Here is an 18,508-nt window from a genome sequence, read left to right as displayed (position 1 = left end):
GCGGGTTGATTAATGGCCCTTGAGGATTTCTTCGACCTTGGGCAGCGCGATCATGGTGGCGCCGCCATCCACCAGCAGCGAAGTGCCAGTGATATAGGAAGCCTCGTTGGAGGTCAGAAACAGCACGGCGTTGGCAATGTCGGCGGACTCGCCCAGACGCCCTACCGGGAAATGTGCAGCGAGTTTATGCGGCAGTTCATTGCCCAGGGTTTCGAGCATGTGATCAGTGCCGATCAGTCCGGGCTCGACGACGTTGACCAGAATATTCATGGCACCGAATTCCACCGCCAGGCCGCGGGCGAAGGCATTCATGAAGGCTTTGCTGGAACCATAGGCAATCAGGCGAGGGGTGTATTTGCGGTTGGCTTCGCCGGACGAGATGAAAATCAGCCGGCCTTTGTCGGCTGCTTTCGACAGATAAGGTGCGCAGTCCTTGGCCAACCAGAACAACGATTGAATATTGCTGCGAACGATGTGATCAAACGTATCATCGGCCATTTCGGCGATCAGCCCGTGACTGGTATCGGCAGCGCAATGCACCACGATGTCCAGGCCACCAAAGTGCTCTACACCATCTTGCACCATTGACTTGATCGCCTCGCGGTCGGCGATGTCGCCACCGACCAGGCAGGCTTGCGCGCCCAGGGCCTTGATCTGTGCGATCGTTTCTTCACCGTATCGAGCGGTGCGTGCCGACACCACCACCTTGGCGCCTTCTCGGGCATAGGCCAGGGCAATGGCGCGACCCATGCCTCGACCTGCACCGGTGACCAGCACGACTTTGTCGCGGAATTTCATCGTGATTCCTCATTGTTGTTATTGGTGGAGGCTACTGATACAACGCGTACGCTCCCCTGTAGGAGCTGCCGAAGGCTGCGATCTTTTGATCTTGCCTTCAAAAGTCAAAGTCAAAAGATCGCAGCCTTCGGCAGCTCCTACAGGGGTAAAGGTTTCGGTCAACTGTTTACAGGTCTTTGCCTGGCACATTGCGGGCCGAGCCATTACGCCGGTCCGATTCACCCCAGCCCAGCCAGTGTGAAGGCTCACGGGTATCGCCAACCCGACGCCAACGGCCTTCCTGCTGCGCAGTGATCGGGAAGCCACCGACGAAGTCGATCATCTCGCCCTTCTCATCAGGCAAAAACTCCCACTCTTCCTTGCCTTCCAGCACGATTTTCGCGGATTTGAGGAAGTAGCTTCCGTCCTTGTGTTCGGTGTTTCCTTCGATATCGGTGGTGACCCGAACCTCGCCTTTTTCATTGTTGAAAATGGCGTAGCCCAAGTGGTCGTGACCGACCATGAAAGAGCCGGTATCCCAGGTGCCATCTTTATAAACGGTGACGAAGGACCACCAGATCACATGCTTGTTGTTGTTCACCACCAAGTCTTTCTTGAAGTGAATGGCGCCGCCTTCGGCCATGTAGAACTGGTCCAGCGCCATGGCGCCTTTCACCGGACGCCCCTCGCAGACACCGGCGATATCCCACAACTGCGAAACATAAAAGGTGCCCCATTCCACGCCTGGCAGGTACCACTGCAAACCTGGGCCAAGCAGTCGGCCTTCGAGGTGAAACAGGCCTTCTTCCTTCCAGGTCAGGCGTTCGCTGCTGGCGGTGATCTCCCAAGAGTTGCCGGGTTCGCCCGGGTGGCTGGCCCAACGTGCGACATCGCCTTCCAGGCTGTGTACCGGCAGTGGTGTCAGCGCCTGGCGGGCCATTTTTTCGTGGTCCATGCGCAGGTTGACGTTATCGACGTGATTGTTCAGGTAGAAGAACTTGGTTGGGTTGGGGGTGCCATTGGGCGCCATCAGCGACCGTACGAATGAGTAAATGTTGCCTTGCTCATCGCGCACAGAACCGAACGGCGAACTTTTGCTCAGGTGCAGGCCGAAGAAGCCGCGTTCGGCTGACATCGAAGCGCCGGTGACCTTGTGCGGCCCAACCAGTTGTTGAAAGCCGAAATCACCGCGTTCTGGAATGGTTTTAAACGTTCTCATGATGCCCTCTGTTGTTTTTGTTGAGGCAGGGAAACGGGATTACAGCGTGATTCAGTCCCAGATCACCGGGAGCGTGGACACGCCTCGCAATTGCGCTCCGCCGATCTGCGGGACGGGTTGGCTCGGGTCGAGTCGCAAGTTGGGAAAGAGGTCGAGGATGGCGTTGACAGCGCAGCTGATTTCCACTTTGGCGACGAACTGACCGATACACATGTGCGGGCCGAAGCCAAAACCAAAGGAGGGTTTTGGCTTGCGATCAATGTCGAATACCTCAGGGTTTTCAAACGCATCTTCGTCGCGGTTGGCGGACACCACCATGCACTGGACGAACGAACCCTTGGGGATTTTCACGCCGTGAAATTCCACTTCCCGGGCGGTTTCGCGCACCTTGAAAGTGGCCACGGGTTCAAAGCGCGTGGTTTCGTCCATCAGCTTGCCGATCAATGAGCGGTCGGCCTTGACGCGTTCCAGCAAGCCGGGCGTGGTCAAGAGCAAAGTCATTACCGAGCCAAACATGCGCGTGGTGGTTTCGCCCGCGGCTGGCAAAAGCGAGCGAGTGAAGGTGATCACCTCGTGGTCATCCAGCGTGCGCCCTTCGTACTCCGCGCGCAGCAAACGCCCGACCACATCATCGCCCTGGCTGCCCTCGGCACGACGTTGCACCACCACCTCGGCAAGCGCGTCGTACAGACCTTTGACAGCGATGCCGGCCTGACGTCGCGCTTCAACCATTTTGCTCGGGTCAATCTGGTTGCCGCCGACAATGGCCAAGGCCCACGCGGCGTATTGCTTGTACTTGGAGGGCTCATCCGAGGGGAAGCCCATCAAAGCGTACATGACGCGAATCGGCAGCTCGAGGCCGAACTTCATCAAGTCGGCCTTCTTTGCCGGCAACATCGGCTGGATGTACTCCTCGCGAATCACTTGATCGATCTGCGGGCGCCACTTGTTCACGGTCTCCGGCATAAAGGCCGGTTGCAGCAAGGCGCGCACCTTACGGTGCTCGTCACCGTCCATGGCAAGAATGATCAAACCATCGAAAAACGCGCCAAGACCTTCGGCAATAAAACCGCTGGTATAGGTCGCACCATCGCGCAGGACAGTCATTACATCCTGGTATTTGAACAAGGCGAAGGTCGGGCGAGTGCCCTGCTGGGTGCCGGCATTCGTCGGCACGCCAAACTGGGTGATGAAGTCGCCTTCATAGATGGGCGATTTCAGCCGTTGCTCGCGGCACACCGCGTGAATATCCAGGTCGGTGCCCCGATACATGTCCGACACAGCGGAGTATGCGGTTGCCAGGTCCAGTGCTGCGCTTTCGTTGCTCATCAGGAGCTCCTGTCTTGTTTTTATTCTTCTTGCACACCAAGATTGTCCGGCTGCCGACCCATGGTATGTGGTTGTGTCTGCGCCGGTAGTCCGCTTCGTTTGACTTGGGGTCAAACGAAGGCCCCCGGGGAAATGCTTCAAGGTGTGAATAACCTGGCCAAAACTGGCATGAGGAGGACGAGGTGGCGGTAAAGGCAGGAGAAGGTGGCGAACAGGGCAAACGCAATACGATGAATCGCCTGCTCGCGGCAGCGCGCGTGGAGTTCGCCAGAAAAGGCCTGGCCGGTGCGCGCGTGGAAGAAATTGCCCGGGAAGCCGGCGTTACCAAACAGCTGGTCTACCACTACTACAACTCCAAGGAAGGCCTGTTTGTAGCGGTACTGGATGAGTCTTCGGACAACATCATGTCCGAGCTGGTCAACCTCAATGTCGAAGAGCTTTCACCGCCAGTGGCGATGCGCGCCGTGCTCAACCATTTTTTTGACCAGTACCGTCTGGACCCCTTCCTCGGCAGCCTGGCGCTGGAAGGCATTCGCTACCATGACACCCACGAAACACCTCGCAACCATTTTCTGGAAATGGCACCGAAGCTGATCGCCAAGCTCGACGCGATTTTGTTGCGGGGTGCGGCCAGTGGTGATTTTCGCGCAGACATCAACCCGCGCCTGTTGTTGGCCAGCGCTTCGCTGGTGACTACTGGCTGGTTCACCAACCGCTATTCGATGTCGGCACTTGCCGGGCTGGATACGGACTCGGAGCAAGGCATGGCCACCTGGCGTCAGTACTCGGCGGATTTTGTGCTGGCGAGTATTTCGCTGGGCGCAGAAAAAAACGTCGACGGCGTTTAAGCACCGTTCACACACTCTCGCCCAATGAGCTTTCCCTGTGGAAGCAGGCTTGTTCCCACAGGGGGGGGTTGCTTAGGGGCTTGGAATCAGCGACCCGCTTCAGTCAGCCTTTTTACGCAAATACTTGCTCACCCGCTTGGCCGCCAACCGCCCGGCCATGCCGTTTACCCCACCGCCCGGATGAATGCCGGCACTCCCTAAATACAGTCCCGCCACCGGCAAGGTATCGCCTCCCAAACCGTACGCCGGGCGCATGGTGCTCGAGCGCATCGAGGTGGTGTCGATATGCACCACGCAGCCATTCACCGTGTTCAAGCGCGCAGTAAAATCCGGAGCAGCCTCGATATGTCGGCCAATCACCTGCCCCTCGATCCCATCGATGTAGTCATACAGCTGTTCCTGCACCTGGTCGGCCACCCGCTCACGCAGCGCGTCCCAACCTTCATTGGGATTCACCGGCATCACCGGCGGATAGATGTACAACACATCCTGCCCGGTTGGCGCTTGTGAAGGGTCGGCCGCACTGGGTGCGGCCACGGTGATATAGGGCAACTTCGGTACTTCACCACGGGCGCAGGCGGCGAAGTTTTCCAGCACGGCTTCTTCGGTGCCGATCAGCATGACGGTTTTACGCAAATCCACGCCATCGCCGCGAATGGCAGCAAAACGCGGCAAAGAAATCTGCCCACGCAGGGCAACATCCACCTTCAATGGTCCCGACCCTCTGCCGTTAGCAGGTGCCATGGCGATACGGGTCAGCAGGTGTTGAGGGATTTCACCACGGGTAACCATGTCCAACGCCGGCTTGGGGTGGCAGCCGGCAATGACCGCACGTGCGGTGAACTGACGACCATCAGCCAGTTTCACGCCTTTGATCAGACCGTCCCTGGCAACGATTTCACTGACGCTGGCCGACACCAGCACTTGCCCGCCCAGCTCTTCCAGTCGAGTCTGCATGGCATTGCTCAACTGCTGCATGCCACCCAATACCCGGCCCACGCCAAAACGATGAAGGAAACCGAGCAAGGCGTAATAGATGCCACCGCCATCGGCGCTGATATCCCCTGCCAGCCCAGTGAGTGCACACATCGCGGAAATGGTCACCGGATGCTCGAAGCGCTCACGTGCCGCCTGCAACGCGGAGCCTGTCATCAGCGCCATCAGCTCGGGTTTCAGCGCTTTGTGTTTGATGGCGGTGCCAAGCATTTTCAGCTTCACGCCGAGGTTTGTTTTGGCCGGGTCGACACGCATCATCGGCAGCGCGATATCGAGGAACATGTCGATGACTTTCATGAACTGCAGAAACGCCTCGGCATCCTTGCTGCTGAACCGGCGGATCTCGGCGGCGGTTTTCTCGCGATCGCGCCAGAAGATCAGAGATTGGCCATCCGGATGCAAGTACACATACCCCGGCGCAAGCTCTATCGATTTGAAACCGTGTCGATCAAGTCCCAGCTCCGCTGGCACATGGGAATGCACGCGCATCGACATCATGTCCAGGGCACAGGGATGAACCAGATGCTGCGGCGCTTCGGGTATCAGGTAACCCGAGGAGGCCATCCCGCCGACCTTGTCCAATGCCTCCAGAACCAGCACCTTCTTGCCTTCCAGGCCCAGGTAGCAGCCAGCCGAAAGGCCATTGGTGCCACCGCCGACGATGATCACATCAAAATCCGTAGTGCTCGCATTTTGGTTCTGGTTCATCAATTAATTCCAAGTCGAGTTCAACCACAGCGGCGCGCGGCGGCTATGGCGGCAAAGATCAGCCGCGGCGCACCGCACGGGATGCGCCGGGCAAGGGTTACATGCCGGTGCGGCCCATCTGCGCAAACAGCGCGCGCATCGCCACCAGGGAGGGGGTGTGGCTGCTGAAACCACCATCAGCGACCAGCGTGGTGCCCGTGACAAATGAGGATTCGTCACTGGCCAGGAACGCCACCACATCGGCAATCTGCCGAGGCGTGCCCAGCTCGGCAGTGCAGTGGTTGTCGCGCAGGATGTCGAGCAAGGGTTCAGGCATGGCGTGTTCCGAAGGCGCCAGGCCGATCTGCACGGCGTTGCCGCGAATGCCTTGTTTGCCGTATTGCGAGGCGACCATGCGCGGCAGCATCATCAGCCCCGCCTTGGAGGTGGCGTAGCCGGTCAGGGACATATCGCCCTGCATGCCCAGACCCGAGGTGGCGAAGATAATCGAGCCCTTGCCGTTCTCCAGCATGACCGGAATCACATGCTTGGTGCACAGCACCGCGCCACGCAGGTTGACGGCGATGGCGCGGTCCCAGGCCTGCATGTCGAGGTTGACGAAATCGCGGTCTAGCTGACGTTGCTCGGCGTTCAGGATCGCCGCGTTGTTGTGCAGAATGTCGATACGGCCGAAATGCTGTTTAACCTGAGCAACCATCGCGCGCACGGCGTCTTCCGAGGAGACGTCGGTGGCGATCGCCAAGGCTTGATGCCCCTCGGCGAGGAGTGACTGGGCCACAGCTGTGGCCCCCTCGAAATTGATATCGACCACCGCAATACTTGCACCATGCGACGCCAGCACCCGTGCGCACTCAGCGCCCAGGCCGCCACCGGAGCCGGTAATAATGGCCACTCGTCCTGCCAGTTTTCCTGTGCTCATGCTCTGTTCCTTATTGTTTTGAGTGGCGCTTTACTCGCCGGTAAATCGCGGTTCGCGCCGTTCACTGAACGCCTGGGCCGCCTCGCGGGCATCCTTGGTCGGGGCCAGCAAGGCGAACAGATCAAGCTCCAGGTCCAGGCCACGTTTGAGGTCCATGTCCAGCGCCGCCCGTGCTGCCTGTTTGACAAACGCCGACGCGGTGGGTGGTTTGACGGCGATGCGCTGAGCAAAGGCCCGTACTTCGTCCAGCAGGCTGGCGTTGTCGCTGGCCAGGCGGCTGACCAGACCAATGCGCTGCGCTTGTTCGGCGCCCACCCGGTCACCGGTGAGCAACATGTCCAATGCCTGACCCGGCGCCACCACTCGGGACAGTCGTTGCGTACCGCCGCCGCCGGGAATCAGCCCCAGGCCGGTTTCCGGCAGGGCGAACACGGCATCGGGCGCGGCGAAGCGGATGTCACACGCCAGCACCAGTTCCAACCCACCGCCCATGCAATAACCATGAATGGCAGCGATCACCGGTTTGCTGATGCCATCCAGCGCTTCGATCCAGCGCACCTGTTCCATGCGCTGCCGCACTTGCAGGCTCGATTCCGGGCCACGACGCTCCTTGATATCAGCACCCGCACAAAAGCCTCGCTCACCTTCCCCGCGAATCACGATCACGCGAATGTCCGGGTCTTGCTGCAACAGCGCCAGTGCTTGCGGCACGCCCTGACGAATATCGTCGTTGATGGCGTTGATCTGCCGGGGCCGGGTCAGTACCACCCAACCCACCATGGCATCACGCTCAAGGCGCACCGCATCGTTGATCAAAACGGGAGACTGCGGTTCTTGCGCTGTGCTCATACAGGGCACTCCTCGAACTCGAAGACCTGGCCATTGAGTTCTTGTGGGTCTATCTTGATCAACGCACGGCCGCCGACGGCCTCGGAGGATTCGATCCACTGGAACCGCGTGCCGCGTGACCGCAGATCCTCGGCCTTGGCAGCCAGATCGTTGACACCGATGCGGATGTAGTACGGACCCGGCCCCCAGTTATTGACGTAGTGGCCGGCGTCGGTGTTCCAGTAGGTCGCCTCGAGGACATCGAGGGTGGCACTGTTCGGCACGGTGAAACCCATACGCGCACGGCGGTAACCTTCGCTGCCGATGCTCTCGACCGGCCCGCTCGGTTCCCAATCGAGGTTGGTCGAGACCTTACGCAGGGTTTCATCGAGGTCGCGTACCAGGAAGCCACGGGCGGTGACGCGGACCATGTCGCCGGGCTTGAGATCACGCGGCTGCATCGGTGGCAACTGATACGTTTCCGGCGGCATCTGCAAAGGCTCGGTCGGCATGATCTCAATGCACAAACCGCCATCCACCGTGGGCTGGTAATACGGTTGCTCGGGAGTGGCACCCAGCCATAAGCGGTCGAAGGGCATTTCCGGGGTGCGCTGCGCCATGCGGAAAGGCAAGCGACGACGCATCAGTTTGTCTACCAGCGCGTCGAACTTGTCCCCGTGCAGGGCCAGCACGATGGAGTGCGTGATCATCGGCCGATGATGCCCCTGGAAATCCTTCAGGCTTTCCAGAAAGTCATGGAACAACGGATCACCGGGGTTCGGCCGATCCAGGTGCCACTGCGGTTCGATGCGCGTAGGCGACACCGCGAGGGATTTGTGTACCCGCAGGAAATGCGCAATATACGGGTGATTATCGAACGCCTGGCGCCAGCGTTCGTGTTTGTAGATGCCGAGCTTGTCGACCAACATTTCCGTCATGCCGTCCGGGTCCGGAACCATCATGTCGGCACTCATCAATAACTCGAACATTGTTCTCTCCTTGCAGTTGCCAGCCAGGTCTGTGCCCGGCTATTAGTCAGCGGACACGCCGGGGTAAGGCGAGCTCGGTCAATTGGGGTGCAGGTGCGCTGGCCGCGGGTTTGCGCGGTTCCTGTTGGGCGCGCGCGTCCTCCAGATCGAGGGTCACGCCGGCCTTGGAGTTGCCTTTCGGGTTGAGCAGGTAATGCGAGAGGGCCGGGATCAGCACCAGCGCACCGAGCATGTTCCACAGGAACATGAAGGTCAGCAGAATGCCCATGTCCGCCTGGAACTTGATCGGCGACCAGGCCCAGGTAATCACCCCGGCGGCCATGGTCAGGCCAACGAGCGCCACGACCCGACCGGTGAAATCCAGCGAGCGGCGATACGCAACCGCCAGGCTTCCACCGCGTTCCTGCACCGCCAGTTGCACACTGAGCAGATACAGCGCGTAGTCCACGCCGACACCGACACCCACGGCGATTACCGGCAAGGTGGCTACTTTCAGGCCGATCCCCAACCAGACCATCAGCGCCTTGCAGATGATCGTAGTCATCAGCAAAGGAATCAGCGCCACCAGGGTTGCGCGCCAACTGCGGAAGGTCAGCAGGCAGAGCAAGGCCGTAGCGCCATACACGGCCAGGTACATGGTGATGATGCCCTTCTCTACCTCAATGTTAGTGGCGGCCTCGATCCCGGCATTACCCGCAGCCAGGAGGAATTCCACAGGCTGCTCGGCGCCAGCGGGTGTGTTGTTTTCCTTGGCGAACTCTTCAGAAACTTTCAACACCCGGCTCAGTGTGTCGGCTTTGTGATCAGCCAGGTAGGCGATCAATGGAGTGACCGAGCACTGCTGGTTGGTGATGCCCGGTGCAGAAATCATCGCGGCATCCACCGCCGAGTTGGTGATCGCCTGGTCGCGGCTGATGCTCAACCATTTCGGGCTGCCTTCAGCCATGCCGGAGCTGATCATGCGCACGGTTTCGGCCAGCGACTGGGTGGTTTGTACACCAGGCGTCTGGCGCAGGCGCCAGGCCAGTTTGTCCATGCTTTGCAGCGACTGGTACAGACGGCAGCTGTCTTCGTTGGTCTTCATGATGACCACGAACTGGTCACTGGAAAGTCCGTAGTGGCTGGTGATGTAGGCGTTATCGCGGTTATAGCGCGAATCCGCACGCAACTCCGGTGCACCGGGATCCAGATCACCGACCTTGAGGTGCATCATCACCACGCTGCCAATCAGCGTCACCACCAGCGATACGGCAATCACCGCCGTGGCCATCGGCCGTTCGGTGAAGCGATCCAGGCCGCTCCACAGACGCCCGAGAAAACCGCGGTTTTCTGCGCCGGCCTGATCTTTGGCGATGGCGATACGCGCGGCTTTCTTACTGACGCCCAGGTACGACAACGCCACCGGAATCAGCAGCAACTTGGTGAAAATCAGCACGGCGACACCAATGCTGGTGGTCAGTGCCAGGTCGCGAATCACCGGAATATCAATGATCACCAGCACGGCAAAACCAACGATATTGGTCAGGAGCGCAGTCAAGCCAGTGAGAAACAAGCGGCGGAAGGTATAGCGCGCAGCAATGTATTTATGGGTGCCACGGCCAATGTCCTGAAGAATGCCGTTCATTTTTTGCGTGCCGTGGGAGATCCCGATGGCAAAAATCAGGAACGGCACCAGGATGGAGTAAGGGTCCAGTTCGTAGCCGAGGAGTTGCATCAAACCCAGCAACCACACCACCCCCGCCACTGCCACGCTCACCAGCAGCAAGGTACTGCGCAGGCAGCGTGTATAGAAATAGACGAACAACCCGGCGATCAGTACCGATGCGCCAAAGAACAGCATGACCGAATACAGGCCGTCGATCAGGTCGCCCACCAGCTTGCTGAAACCCACAATGTGGATGCCCACTTTGTCACTTTCCAGCGAGCGAATCTGCGCTTCCAGTTGCTTGGAAAAATCACCGTAATCCAGGGGTTGTCCGGTCTGCGGATTGGTATCGAGCAGCGGCGCGACAATCATGCTCGACCGGCCGTCGTTCGCCACCAGGTTGCCAATGATCCCGGAACGCATAATGTTGCGGCGCAAGGCCGTGATCGATTTGTCACTGCCGTCGTAATCCGATGGCATGACCGCACCGCCATCAATGCCCTCCTCCGTCACTTCTTTCCAGCGAACGATGGGCATCCACAGCGATTTCATCCAGGAGCGGTCGATGCCTGGAATCAGGTACAGGGTGTCGTTGACCTTTTGCAGCGCCAGCAGATAGTCGGCGTCGTAGATATCACCGGATTTGTTTTCCACCACGACGCGAATGCTGTTGCCCAGGCCTGGCAACTGGTTTTTATACGCCAGGTAATTCTTGATGTAAGGGCTGGAGCTGGGAATCATTTTTTCGAAGCTGGCATTGACTTGCAGCCGTGTAGCGAAGAAGCCCAGCACCACAGTGGCGAGCAAGCAGGCAACGACGACCACCATGCGATGACGGAATATGACCCGTTCAAACCAGCCACCGGAGTTTTTGTCAAAGTCCTCCAGGTTGGCAATCACTGGCATCCCGCTGTTGAATTTTTGCTCGACCATTTTTTCTTTCTCGTAGGGGAATCGTGCCGGGGGCTTTAGTTGGCCTGGGCGATATCGATGACCTTGGCGCCGCTGAAGCGCGTGACAAGCAGGCTCCCAGCCTGTTTGGTGGCACTGGCTGCATACACCTCGCCTACCCGCGCATCTGCCAGCGGGGTGACCTGCAAACTCTGCCGGTCAACGCTGACCAGTTGCCCACCCTGGCTCACGACGATCAAGGCATCACCCTGCTCGACAATGCTGACCAGGCTGCTATTGAGATTGGTTGCCACAGGCTGCCATTGCTGGCCGTCATCACGGCTGGCAAACAGGTTGCCGCGCAGCCCGTACGCCAGCAGCAGACCGTCGAAGGCGCGGACGCCGAAGTAAGTGCCGGTGTAGGGCGTATCGATTTTCACGAAACGTTGTTGCGGACCATCCAGACGCAGCAGCAAACCCTGCTCCCCGCCGATGTAAAAAGTGCCCGCTTGTTCCGCCAGTCCATACAGGTGCATGCGCCGATCGTTATCACTGCGCTCGGTCCACGGCTGCCAGTTCTGGCCGTCATCCGTGCTGTGCAACAACATGCCGAAGGCACCCACGGCAAATCCGTTGCCGTGCTCATCGAACATCACATCGAGAAAGGGTGCGGCCAACACGTCCGGCGTCGCCGAGGTACTGGCGGCCATAGCCACTTCCTTAAGCATCTGGGCTGCGGCTTCATCACCTTGTTCGGCCCGTGGGCCGTAGTAAGCGTTGAGCAAGGTCAACAAGCGGCGCCCGTCGAGCTGCACTTGCCAGCTTTGACCGCCATCGGTGGTGTGCATGACCACCGCATCGTGACCGACGATCCAGCCATGACGCTCGTCGCGAAACCGCACTTGCACAAGATCGCTGGACACCGGGCTATCGACCTGTTGCCAGGTGCGGCCCTCATCGATGGAGCGCTGGATCAACCCGTGCAGGCCGACGCCAATCATCGCGTCGCCCGCTGTGGCGACCGACAGCAAGGGTGCGGGCAGGTGTTCATCGATCCGCTGCGCCGGCACGTCGAGCGAATCGGCCGACAACGCGACGGCGCTGTAGGCAGGCGTCGTCAGCAATGAGCTCGCGCCGACCGCAAACGCGACTGCCAGGAGCAGACGCGAAGTGCAGAGAAGAAAAGAAGCAGGGCAAGGGCTAGTCATTATTTTTATTCCTTAACCATCCCGCGTGGCAAACACACCTGTTCTGCCTGCCCGGCTTGATGCGCAAACCGGCAGGCAGGACAGGCGAAATCACATCAGCGCTGGGTGACCCGAGCCACAATGGCTTCAGGATTCATGTCACGCTCGGAGAGTGGTTTGTCGATGAACTTGTAGCCGCCCTTCAAACCATCGTTGAGCAACGCGTACATGCCTTTGTTGAAGTCATACACGACGTTTTTCACGTTATAGGGAATGTTTTTGTCGTAGAGCTGGACGCCGCTGAGGAAGATCGAGCGATACAACGCGCCGCTCTTGTCCCAGGCGTCATACAGGCCGACGCCGAAAGTATCTTCATCCAGGTAGTAGGTGCGTTTGCTGTAGACGTGGCGCATACCCGGCTTCAACGTGGCTTCCACGACCCACACCCGATGCAGCTCCCAACGCTCGTTCGCCGGGTTGGCGTGGTGCGGCATGAACTGGTCTTCCTGCTTGCCGACGCCGAAGTAGAATTTGTAGGCGTTGTACGGGATGTACATTTCCTTGCGACCGACCAGCTTGTAGTCAAAGCGGTCCTGGCTCCCGGAAAACATTTGCAGTTCGTCGAACAGCGTCACGCCACCCTGGCTGGCAACGGGTGTATCAAAGGCAAATTCCGGTGCGAGTTTTACCCGGCGCTGGCCTGGGGAATAACTGAACGAACGACGGGCCTTCGCCAATGGATCGAGGAAGTCAGTGAGCACCACCACTTCACCGGAGCGCCGCGCCGGATAGTCGTTGCGCGAGAACACTCGTGCGTACATCAGTGGATCGCGATCCGCCTGAGTCACCTGGTAGTACGGGGTTTCTTCGAATGTCGCCTGTTCAGCGGTCTTGGTGATCGAGCCGTTGGCGTCGACTACCCAGCTGTTGGACGAAGTCGTGGTCGAGTAGCCGGTGCCGATTTTGTAGCGCACCTGCTGGTTCCACATCACTTCATTGCCGGTCTTCGGAATCGGGAACGGCAGGCCGCCACGGCAAGATGGATCAACGGCCAGGCCATCTTTCTGGATCGCGCAGCTGCTGGCGTTTCGCACGGTGGCATCGAGTACCGCTTTGGGATAGGCAGTCGTGCGATGGCTTGGGTAAATGTCGATGTAGTAAGTCGGGTATTTCTTGATCAGGGTTTTCTGCCCCTCACTGAGCTTGTCCGCATACTTGTCGACGTTTTTGGCGTCAATGCGAAACAGTGGCTTTTCATCTTTGAACGGATCAACCCAAAACCCGCTGTCGGGCTTGAAACCCGCCGGAGCGGTGGTAAGGCCGCCCTCGTAAGCGGGGATCGTGCCATCGGCGTTACCGGCCTGAATCGCTCCGAACTGCGTCAGGCTCTTACCCAGGTCCGAGGCGTCGCCAGCAGCGGCGGCTGTGAGGCTACAGGTCGCAAAACTCATCAGGACGGCAGTTAATGCAAGTGGACGTTTCATGAACACGTTCTCCGATTCTTGTTTGATTTATCAGAAGGAGGTCTTGAAGGTAAAAGCCAGCCAGCCGCGGTCTTCACCGCCTACGTTGCCGTTACCGGCGACGGTGCCATTGGCCAGGTTCTTCGGTTGGGCCGCTGTGTCGGCATAACGCAGGCCGAACTCATACAGCTGGGCATAAGTGAGTTTGACGCCGACGGAGTAAGCCAGCGCGCCTTCGCTGCCGCCACCGGCTGTTGGTGCGTTGCCATGCAGGCCGTAGTTGACGGTGAGAGGTACATCCATGTCCCAGGAGGGGAAGATCGAGATGTATTGCGGAGTGTAGTTGACCGCGACCGCATAATAATCTTTCGAGGAGCAGCCATCCGACTCGCTGCCGGACCCGGCGATACCTGGCGTTCTGGCATTGGTACAAGCGGCTTTTCCGACACCTTTATAGAGCTCTTCGTGTTCAGTCACGCGATCCAGGTGGCTGTAGGCGAACTCACCCACTAGGGTCGCGTTGTTCGAAATGAAGTTACGCGGCACGCCGTAAACGGCGTTGGCAATAAAGTGAATGGTGTCGCCGCGCGGGCCTTCGTCGTCCAGCGCGCTGACGCCAGTGGCATTCAAGGCACCGTTCATGCGGTAGGACAGTTCAGAGCCGACCGCAACCGTGTTGAAAACCCGAGCAAAACTGACGCCTGCCAGCTTCACGCCACGCGGGTAAACAACCCGGTACGAACCCAGCGCTGCCTTGACCTGTGGGGCCAGCCAAGGCTGGTAGTCGTCGAACTGGCGATAGTAGGCGCCGAACGTCGATTCGACTTCTTCAACGTTGAGTTTGGCCATCACGCCCCAGTTTTTGCCATCGCGACCGAAGCGCGAATCCTGACGCTGCAACGTCGCTCCGTTAGGCGCTACCGGCAGTTGGTCCGGACCTTCGAACAAAGGGTCGGCCGCGCCGAAATAGGTACCCCCATAAGGAATGCGCGTGGGCTCCCATTCGTAGAAGTATTGACCGGCAACCGAAAGGTGATCAGTGACCTGGGCCTTGGCCGAGATCTGCCCCACCGGCAGAAACACTTCCTTGGTTTCGATACCCGGGCTGGTCGAGGCTTTCACGCCATCGCTGGGGGCCTGGGAGTAGGACACGGCGTGAGCGCCGAACAACAGGCTTTCACCCCAATAGTTGGTGTGACGACCGACTTTCACGTTGACCGGTGTGTCGCCGATGTTGAAGTTGCGCCAGACAAAGGCATCGAGAATCTCTCCCGACGGGCCGTTCATGTAGCGCTTCACTTCGTCGCTGTAACGATTGTTGTGATAGCTGGTGGCGTAGCCGGGAACGTTACTTTTCACATCGTGATCGTTATAGGCCTGGTCAAACCAGCCGGCACCACTGAGGCGTCCACCCCACTCGTTGAGGTAGGAAAAGTCGAGTTCGCTCAACACATCGAGACGATTTGTAACAATGTCGCCTTTATCGAACTTGCCGTCGGACTCGTCGAAGTTCGGCGTGTTCATGATGCGACTGTCCTGACTGTCAGTCCGCATGCCCAGGTTGTAGCGGACCGTGTTGTCCCAACGCAGGCGATAATCAGGGTTCGGCAGATCGAAAGAGAGCGCCATGACGCCTTGAGAGCCGCCAACCATCATCAGCGTAAGCGCACCTTGAGCCAGTACCAGCCGACTCTGCTTGGTCTTATGATTCATACACACTACCTTTTATTGTTATTTTCAGTCGCTATGTGCGTTCAAACGGTCGCTCCAGCGATATGCGCTACCCCACAATATCGTTGAATGTCTCGCCTGGACAGTCCGCTGAAGAGGTCTGGCACGCATCCAGACCCACTTTCCTCCTCAGTTGAAAGTCACCGTAACGGATCACAAAATAAAATTCCACATAAAGATTTGCATTCTCCATATAGAATTTCACACCCGTCAAGGTGAAGAATCGTTCCAGCAAAGGCGTTTCGCCGGTAAATACTGCACACAAAACAGATAAACGTTCAAATAAACTTTGACGCTTTTGTGCTTTGGGCTTTCAATAGCCCCTGCCATCCCACAGAACGCCTGGCGTTGCGCGGGTAAAACGGCAGTGAACCGCCAGAAGAAAAACAAGAGGAGCCACCATGAATATTGATTTGAGTGCCAAACGCGTGATCATCACGGGCGCTTCGCGGGGCATTGGTCTGGCCATCGCCCGGGCATTCGCAGCTGAAGGGGCGCGGGTAGCGATATGCGCCCGTAGTGCGTCAGACGTCCGGGAAGTCGGCGCGCAACTTGCGGAACACGCCCAGGCGGTGATTGCCCGGGCTGTCGACGTGACGGACAGTGAGGGGGTCAAGGCGTTTGTTGCTGAAGTTGCACACGCGTGGGGCGGGGTCGATGTGTTGGTGAACAACGCCGGTCAAGGCCGTGGCGGCAACCTCGACACCCTCACTCCGGAAGTCATCCTCGAACATGCCAACATTCTGCAGATGGGGCATTTCCGATTCGTGCAGGCGGTGGTGCCGTTCATGCGTGAACAGCGCTGGGGACGGATCATCGAAATCAACGCCTTGGCCGGGGTGATTCCGACGCCCGACGGAATTCCCTCAGTAATCAATCGCGCATCGTGCATCGCCCTCTCCCGCTCATTGGGCATGTCACTGCCCAAAGACAATATCCTGGTCAACAGCCTGAACATGGGTTGGATCGATACCGGTCAATGGGATCGTCACTACAAGGAAATGGGACCTGGCGTCAGTCGCGAGGAGTTCGACGCCATGGTGATGAAGGTGGTACCGCTCGGGCGTTATGGCAAACCTGAAGACGTTGCCGGTATGGCGCTGTTCCTGGCCAGTGAATATGCCAGCTTCATCAGCGCCGCCTCGATTGACATTGCCGGCGGCATGGGTGGGCAGATTGCCTACTTTCCAACCCTCAAACGCGATTTTGCCGCGACGATTGCGGCACGTAACGCTGCCAGCGAATAACACCAAAACATATCGACAAACTCTCCGGTGCGTAGTGCGCACCCTCAACGTTGGCGCCCCCGTGATGAACTTGCTGTTCCCTGTTCTTGCCACGCTGATCTGGGCCGCCAGTACCGTGGTCAATCGCCTTTCGGTTGGGGTGATTGACCCCGCAGCCATTTCCTTTTACCGCTGGCTGGTCGCGTTGCTGGTGTTGTCACCGGTGATGTTGCCCAAGGTCTGGCGGTTGCGGCAGCAGATTCGGCCGCACCTGCCCAAGTTGTGGCTGCTGGGCTTGCTCGGCATGTCGCTGTACCAGTCGCTGGCCTATTTCGCCGCGCACACTGTCAGCGCCACTTCCATGGGCCTGATCCTGGCGACCATGCCCCTGCTCACCGTGCTGCTCGCCTTTCCCCTGCTCAATACCCAACCGACCGCGACGTTATTGGTCGGTGCTCTGGTGTCGTTTGCCGGGCTGACGTGGTTGCTGGCCGCAGGCGACCTGCCCTCGCTCTGGGCACACGGGGTTGGCCAAGGGGAATTGATGATGTTGCTGGCCTCGCTGTCGTACGCGTTGTACTGCGTGCTGGTCAAGCGCTGGCAGATTCCCCTGCCGACCTGGGAAAGCCTTTACGTGCAAATAATCTGCGGCACCCTGCTGTTGGTGCCGCCCTTTGTGCTGGCCCCTTCGATAGCCCTGACAACCGCAAATGTCCCGCTGGTGTTGTTCGCGGGTCTGTTTGCCTCAGCGCTGGCGCCCGGCTTGTGGATGCGTGGTTTGCAAACCCTGGGGCCAGAAAAAACCGCCGTGCTGATGAACCTGGTCCCGTTATTTACCGCGGTGTTGGCGATTGTGTTGCTGGGGGAAACATTGCACCTGTACCACGCGGTCGGAGGCGGATTGATTTTACTGGGAATTGGATTGGCGCAATGGAAACCCGCGCGGGTAGTGACCGAAGTCGTGACCTAGGCGACCAGCAAGGTATCGCGCAATGTCTGCAAGCCTTTCTGGCTCAAACCACTGAAGCGCTGCAGGTAAAGATCCAGTCCACCGTACTCGGCGTCGATCACTGCATACGCAGCATTCAAGTACTCGGGACGGGCATCCAGCACTGCATCAATGGCCGCCTCGCTGACCGCTTGGCCGACCAGGTGGCTCACCGTGGTGCTCATGGCCTGCTGACGCGCCACCTCCAGCTGACTGAAGCGACGTGCCGAGAGCACATAGTCGGCCATGATGTGCTCCGGTGCGACGCCCAGTGCGTGCAGCAGCAACATCACCGCGACCCCGGTGCGGTCCTTACCCGCCGTGCAATGAATGAGCACCGATGCATTGCGGGTAGAGAACAGCTCGAACAGCGCTGGCAACAACGGCGCCAACAGGTGCGGAAGTTGCCGGTAGACCTCCAACATCATGTTTCGCGCGCCCTGAGTCTCTGGATTATCAGCGAGCATGGCGGCAATCCGTGGGTCGGCACGAACATCACCAAGCACCTCCAGGTGGAGTTGCGCGATAGCCGAATCGGGTACGCCGCTCGGGTAACGCTCACGCTCTGCGGCGCTGCGTAAATCGCAGACGGTTGTCAGGCCGATCCGCCGCAAGGTCTGCCAGTCTTCAGCGGTCAGTCGATCCAGCTGTTCTGCCCGTAACAGGTAATGGTCGCCGATACGACGACCACAACCGGTGGGAATACCTTTGAGGCTGCGAAAGTTATCCGCACCCTGCAAGCGCAACTCTTCCTGCCCGACCAT

15 protein-coding genes are annotated in these 18,508 nt (G+C 58.9%); 3 read left to right on the top strand and 12 right to left on the bottom strand.

Going from position 1 to position 18,508, the window contains the following annotated elements:
- Positions 1-9: 9 nt before the first annotated feature.
- From ORL50_RS20525 to ORL50_RS20515, 3 genes are all read right to left on the bottom strand, one after another.
- Entirely contained in the window at positions 10-798 is a 789-nt protein-coding gene (locus ORL50_RS20525) for an SDR family NAD(P)-dependent oxidoreductase (RefSeq protein ID WP_020300804.1), read from the bottom strand.
- A 166-nt stretch (positions 799-964) separates the two neighbouring features.
- A complete protein-coding gene (locus ORL50_RS20520; protein ID WP_020300805.1) occupies positions 965-1,996 on the bottom strand; it encodes a hypothetical protein in 1,032 nt (343 codons plus the stop codon).
- A 51-nt stretch (positions 1,997-2,047) separates the two neighbouring features.
- Complete coding sequence (locus ORL50_RS20515) at positions 2,048-3,325, bottom strand: cytochrome P450 (protein WP_194690347.1); 1,278 nt, start codon at positions 3,323-3,325, stop codon at positions 2,048-2,050.
- A 182-nt stretch (positions 3,326-3,507) separates the two neighbouring features.
- On the opposite strand from ORL50_RS20515, the gene ORL50_RS20510 reads away from it, so the two are divergent.
- Positions 3,508-4,173: a TetR/AcrR family transcriptional regulator gene (locus tag ORL50_RS20510; protein WP_020300807.1), complete on the top strand. Its 666-nt coding sequence runs from the start codon at positions 3,508-3,510 to the stop codon at positions 4,171-4,173.
- A 99-nt stretch (positions 4,174-4,272) separates the two neighbouring features.
- On the opposite strand, the gene ORL50_RS20505 is transcribed toward ORL50_RS20510, so the two are convergent.
- From ORL50_RS20505 to ORL50_RS20470, 8 genes are all read right to left on the bottom strand, one after another.
- Entirely contained in the window at positions 4,273-5,877 is a 1,605-nt protein-coding gene (locus ORL50_RS20505; RefSeq protein WP_020300808.1) for a phytoene desaturase family protein, read from the bottom strand.
- 97 nt (positions 5,878-5,974) lie between these two features.
- Positions 5,975-6,796 (bottom strand): SDR family NAD(P)-dependent oxidoreductase, encoded by an 822-nt coding sequence (locus ORL50_RS20500; protein ID WP_032904481.1) that lies wholly within the window; start codon positions 6,794-6,796, stop codon positions 5,975-5,977.
- Positions 6,797-6,826: 30 nt separating this feature from the next.
- Positions 6,827-7,645 (bottom strand): enoyl-CoA hydratase/isomerase family protein, encoded by an 819-nt coding sequence (locus ORL50_RS20495; protein ID WP_057005042.1) that lies wholly within the window; start codon positions 7,643-7,645, stop codon positions 6,827-6,829.
- Positions 7,642-8,613, bottom strand: coding sequence for a VOC family protein (locus tag ORL50_RS20490; RefSeq protein WP_020300811.1), 972 nt, complete (start codon positions 8,611-8,613; stop codon positions 7,642-7,644). The genes ORL50_RS20495 and ORL50_RS20490 overlap by 4 nt, the downstream gene beginning before the upstream one ends.
- Before the next feature lie 46 nt (positions 8,614-8,659).
- Positions 8,660-11,191 (bottom strand): efflux RND transporter permease subunit, encoded by a 2,532-nt coding sequence (locus ORL50_RS20485; RefSeq protein ID WP_020300812.1) that lies wholly within the window; start codon positions 11,189-11,191, stop codon positions 8,660-8,662.
- Between the two features lie 35 nt (positions 11,192-11,226).
- The gene (locus ORL50_RS20480; RefSeq protein ID WP_020300813.1) at positions 11,227-12,357 is read right to left on the bottom strand and encodes a WD40/YVTN/BNR-like repeat-containing protein; all 1,131 of its coding nucleotides are present in this window, start codon (positions 12,355-12,357) and stop codon (positions 11,227-11,229) included.
- A gap of 95 nt (positions 12,358-12,452) precedes the next feature.
- Complete coding sequence (locus ORL50_RS20475) at positions 12,453-13,820, bottom strand: DUF1329 domain-containing protein (protein WP_020300814.1); 1,368 nt, start codon at positions 13,818-13,820, stop codon at positions 12,453-12,455.
- Positions 13,821-13,850: 30 nt separating this feature from the next.
- Entirely contained in the window at positions 13,851-15,512 is a 1,662-nt protein-coding gene (locus tag ORL50_RS20470; RefSeq protein ID WP_126588874.1) for a DUF1302 domain-containing protein, read from the bottom strand.
- Between the two features lie 419 nt (positions 15,513-15,931).
- Between ORL50_RS20470 and ORL50_RS20465 the strand changes: the two genes are divergently transcribed.
- Together ORL50_RS20465 and ORL50_RS20460 are read left to right on the top strand one after the other, a co-directional pair.
- Entirely contained in the window at positions 15,932-16,777 is an 846-nt protein-coding gene (locus tag ORL50_RS20465) for an SDR family oxidoreductase (protein ID WP_020300816.1), read from the top strand.
- Between the two features lie 64 nt (positions 16,778-16,841).
- On the top strand, positions 16,842-17,726 hold the full coding sequence (locus ORL50_RS20460) for a DMT family transporter (protein ID WP_020300817.1): 885 nt from the start codon (positions 16,842-16,844) through the stop codon (positions 17,724-17,726).
- Here the strand turns inward: ORL50_RS20460 and ORL50_RS20455 are convergent.
- Positions 17,723-18,508 (bottom strand): tyrosine-protein phosphatase, encoded by a 786-nt coding sequence (locus tag ORL50_RS20455; RefSeq protein ID WP_020300818.1) that lies wholly within the window; start codon positions 18,506-18,508, stop codon positions 17,723-17,725. The two genes, ORL50_RS20460 and ORL50_RS20455, sit on opposite strands and share 4 nt — an antisense overlap.

The organism is Pseudomonas sp. RIT-562, assembly GCF_026241895.1.
GTDB classification, from domain to species: domain Bacteria; phylum Pseudomonadota; class Gammaproteobacteria; order Pseudomonadales; family Pseudomonadaceae; genus Aquipseudomonas; species Aquipseudomonas mandelii_F.
This window is presented reverse-complemented; position numbering and strand designations above follow the sequence as displayed.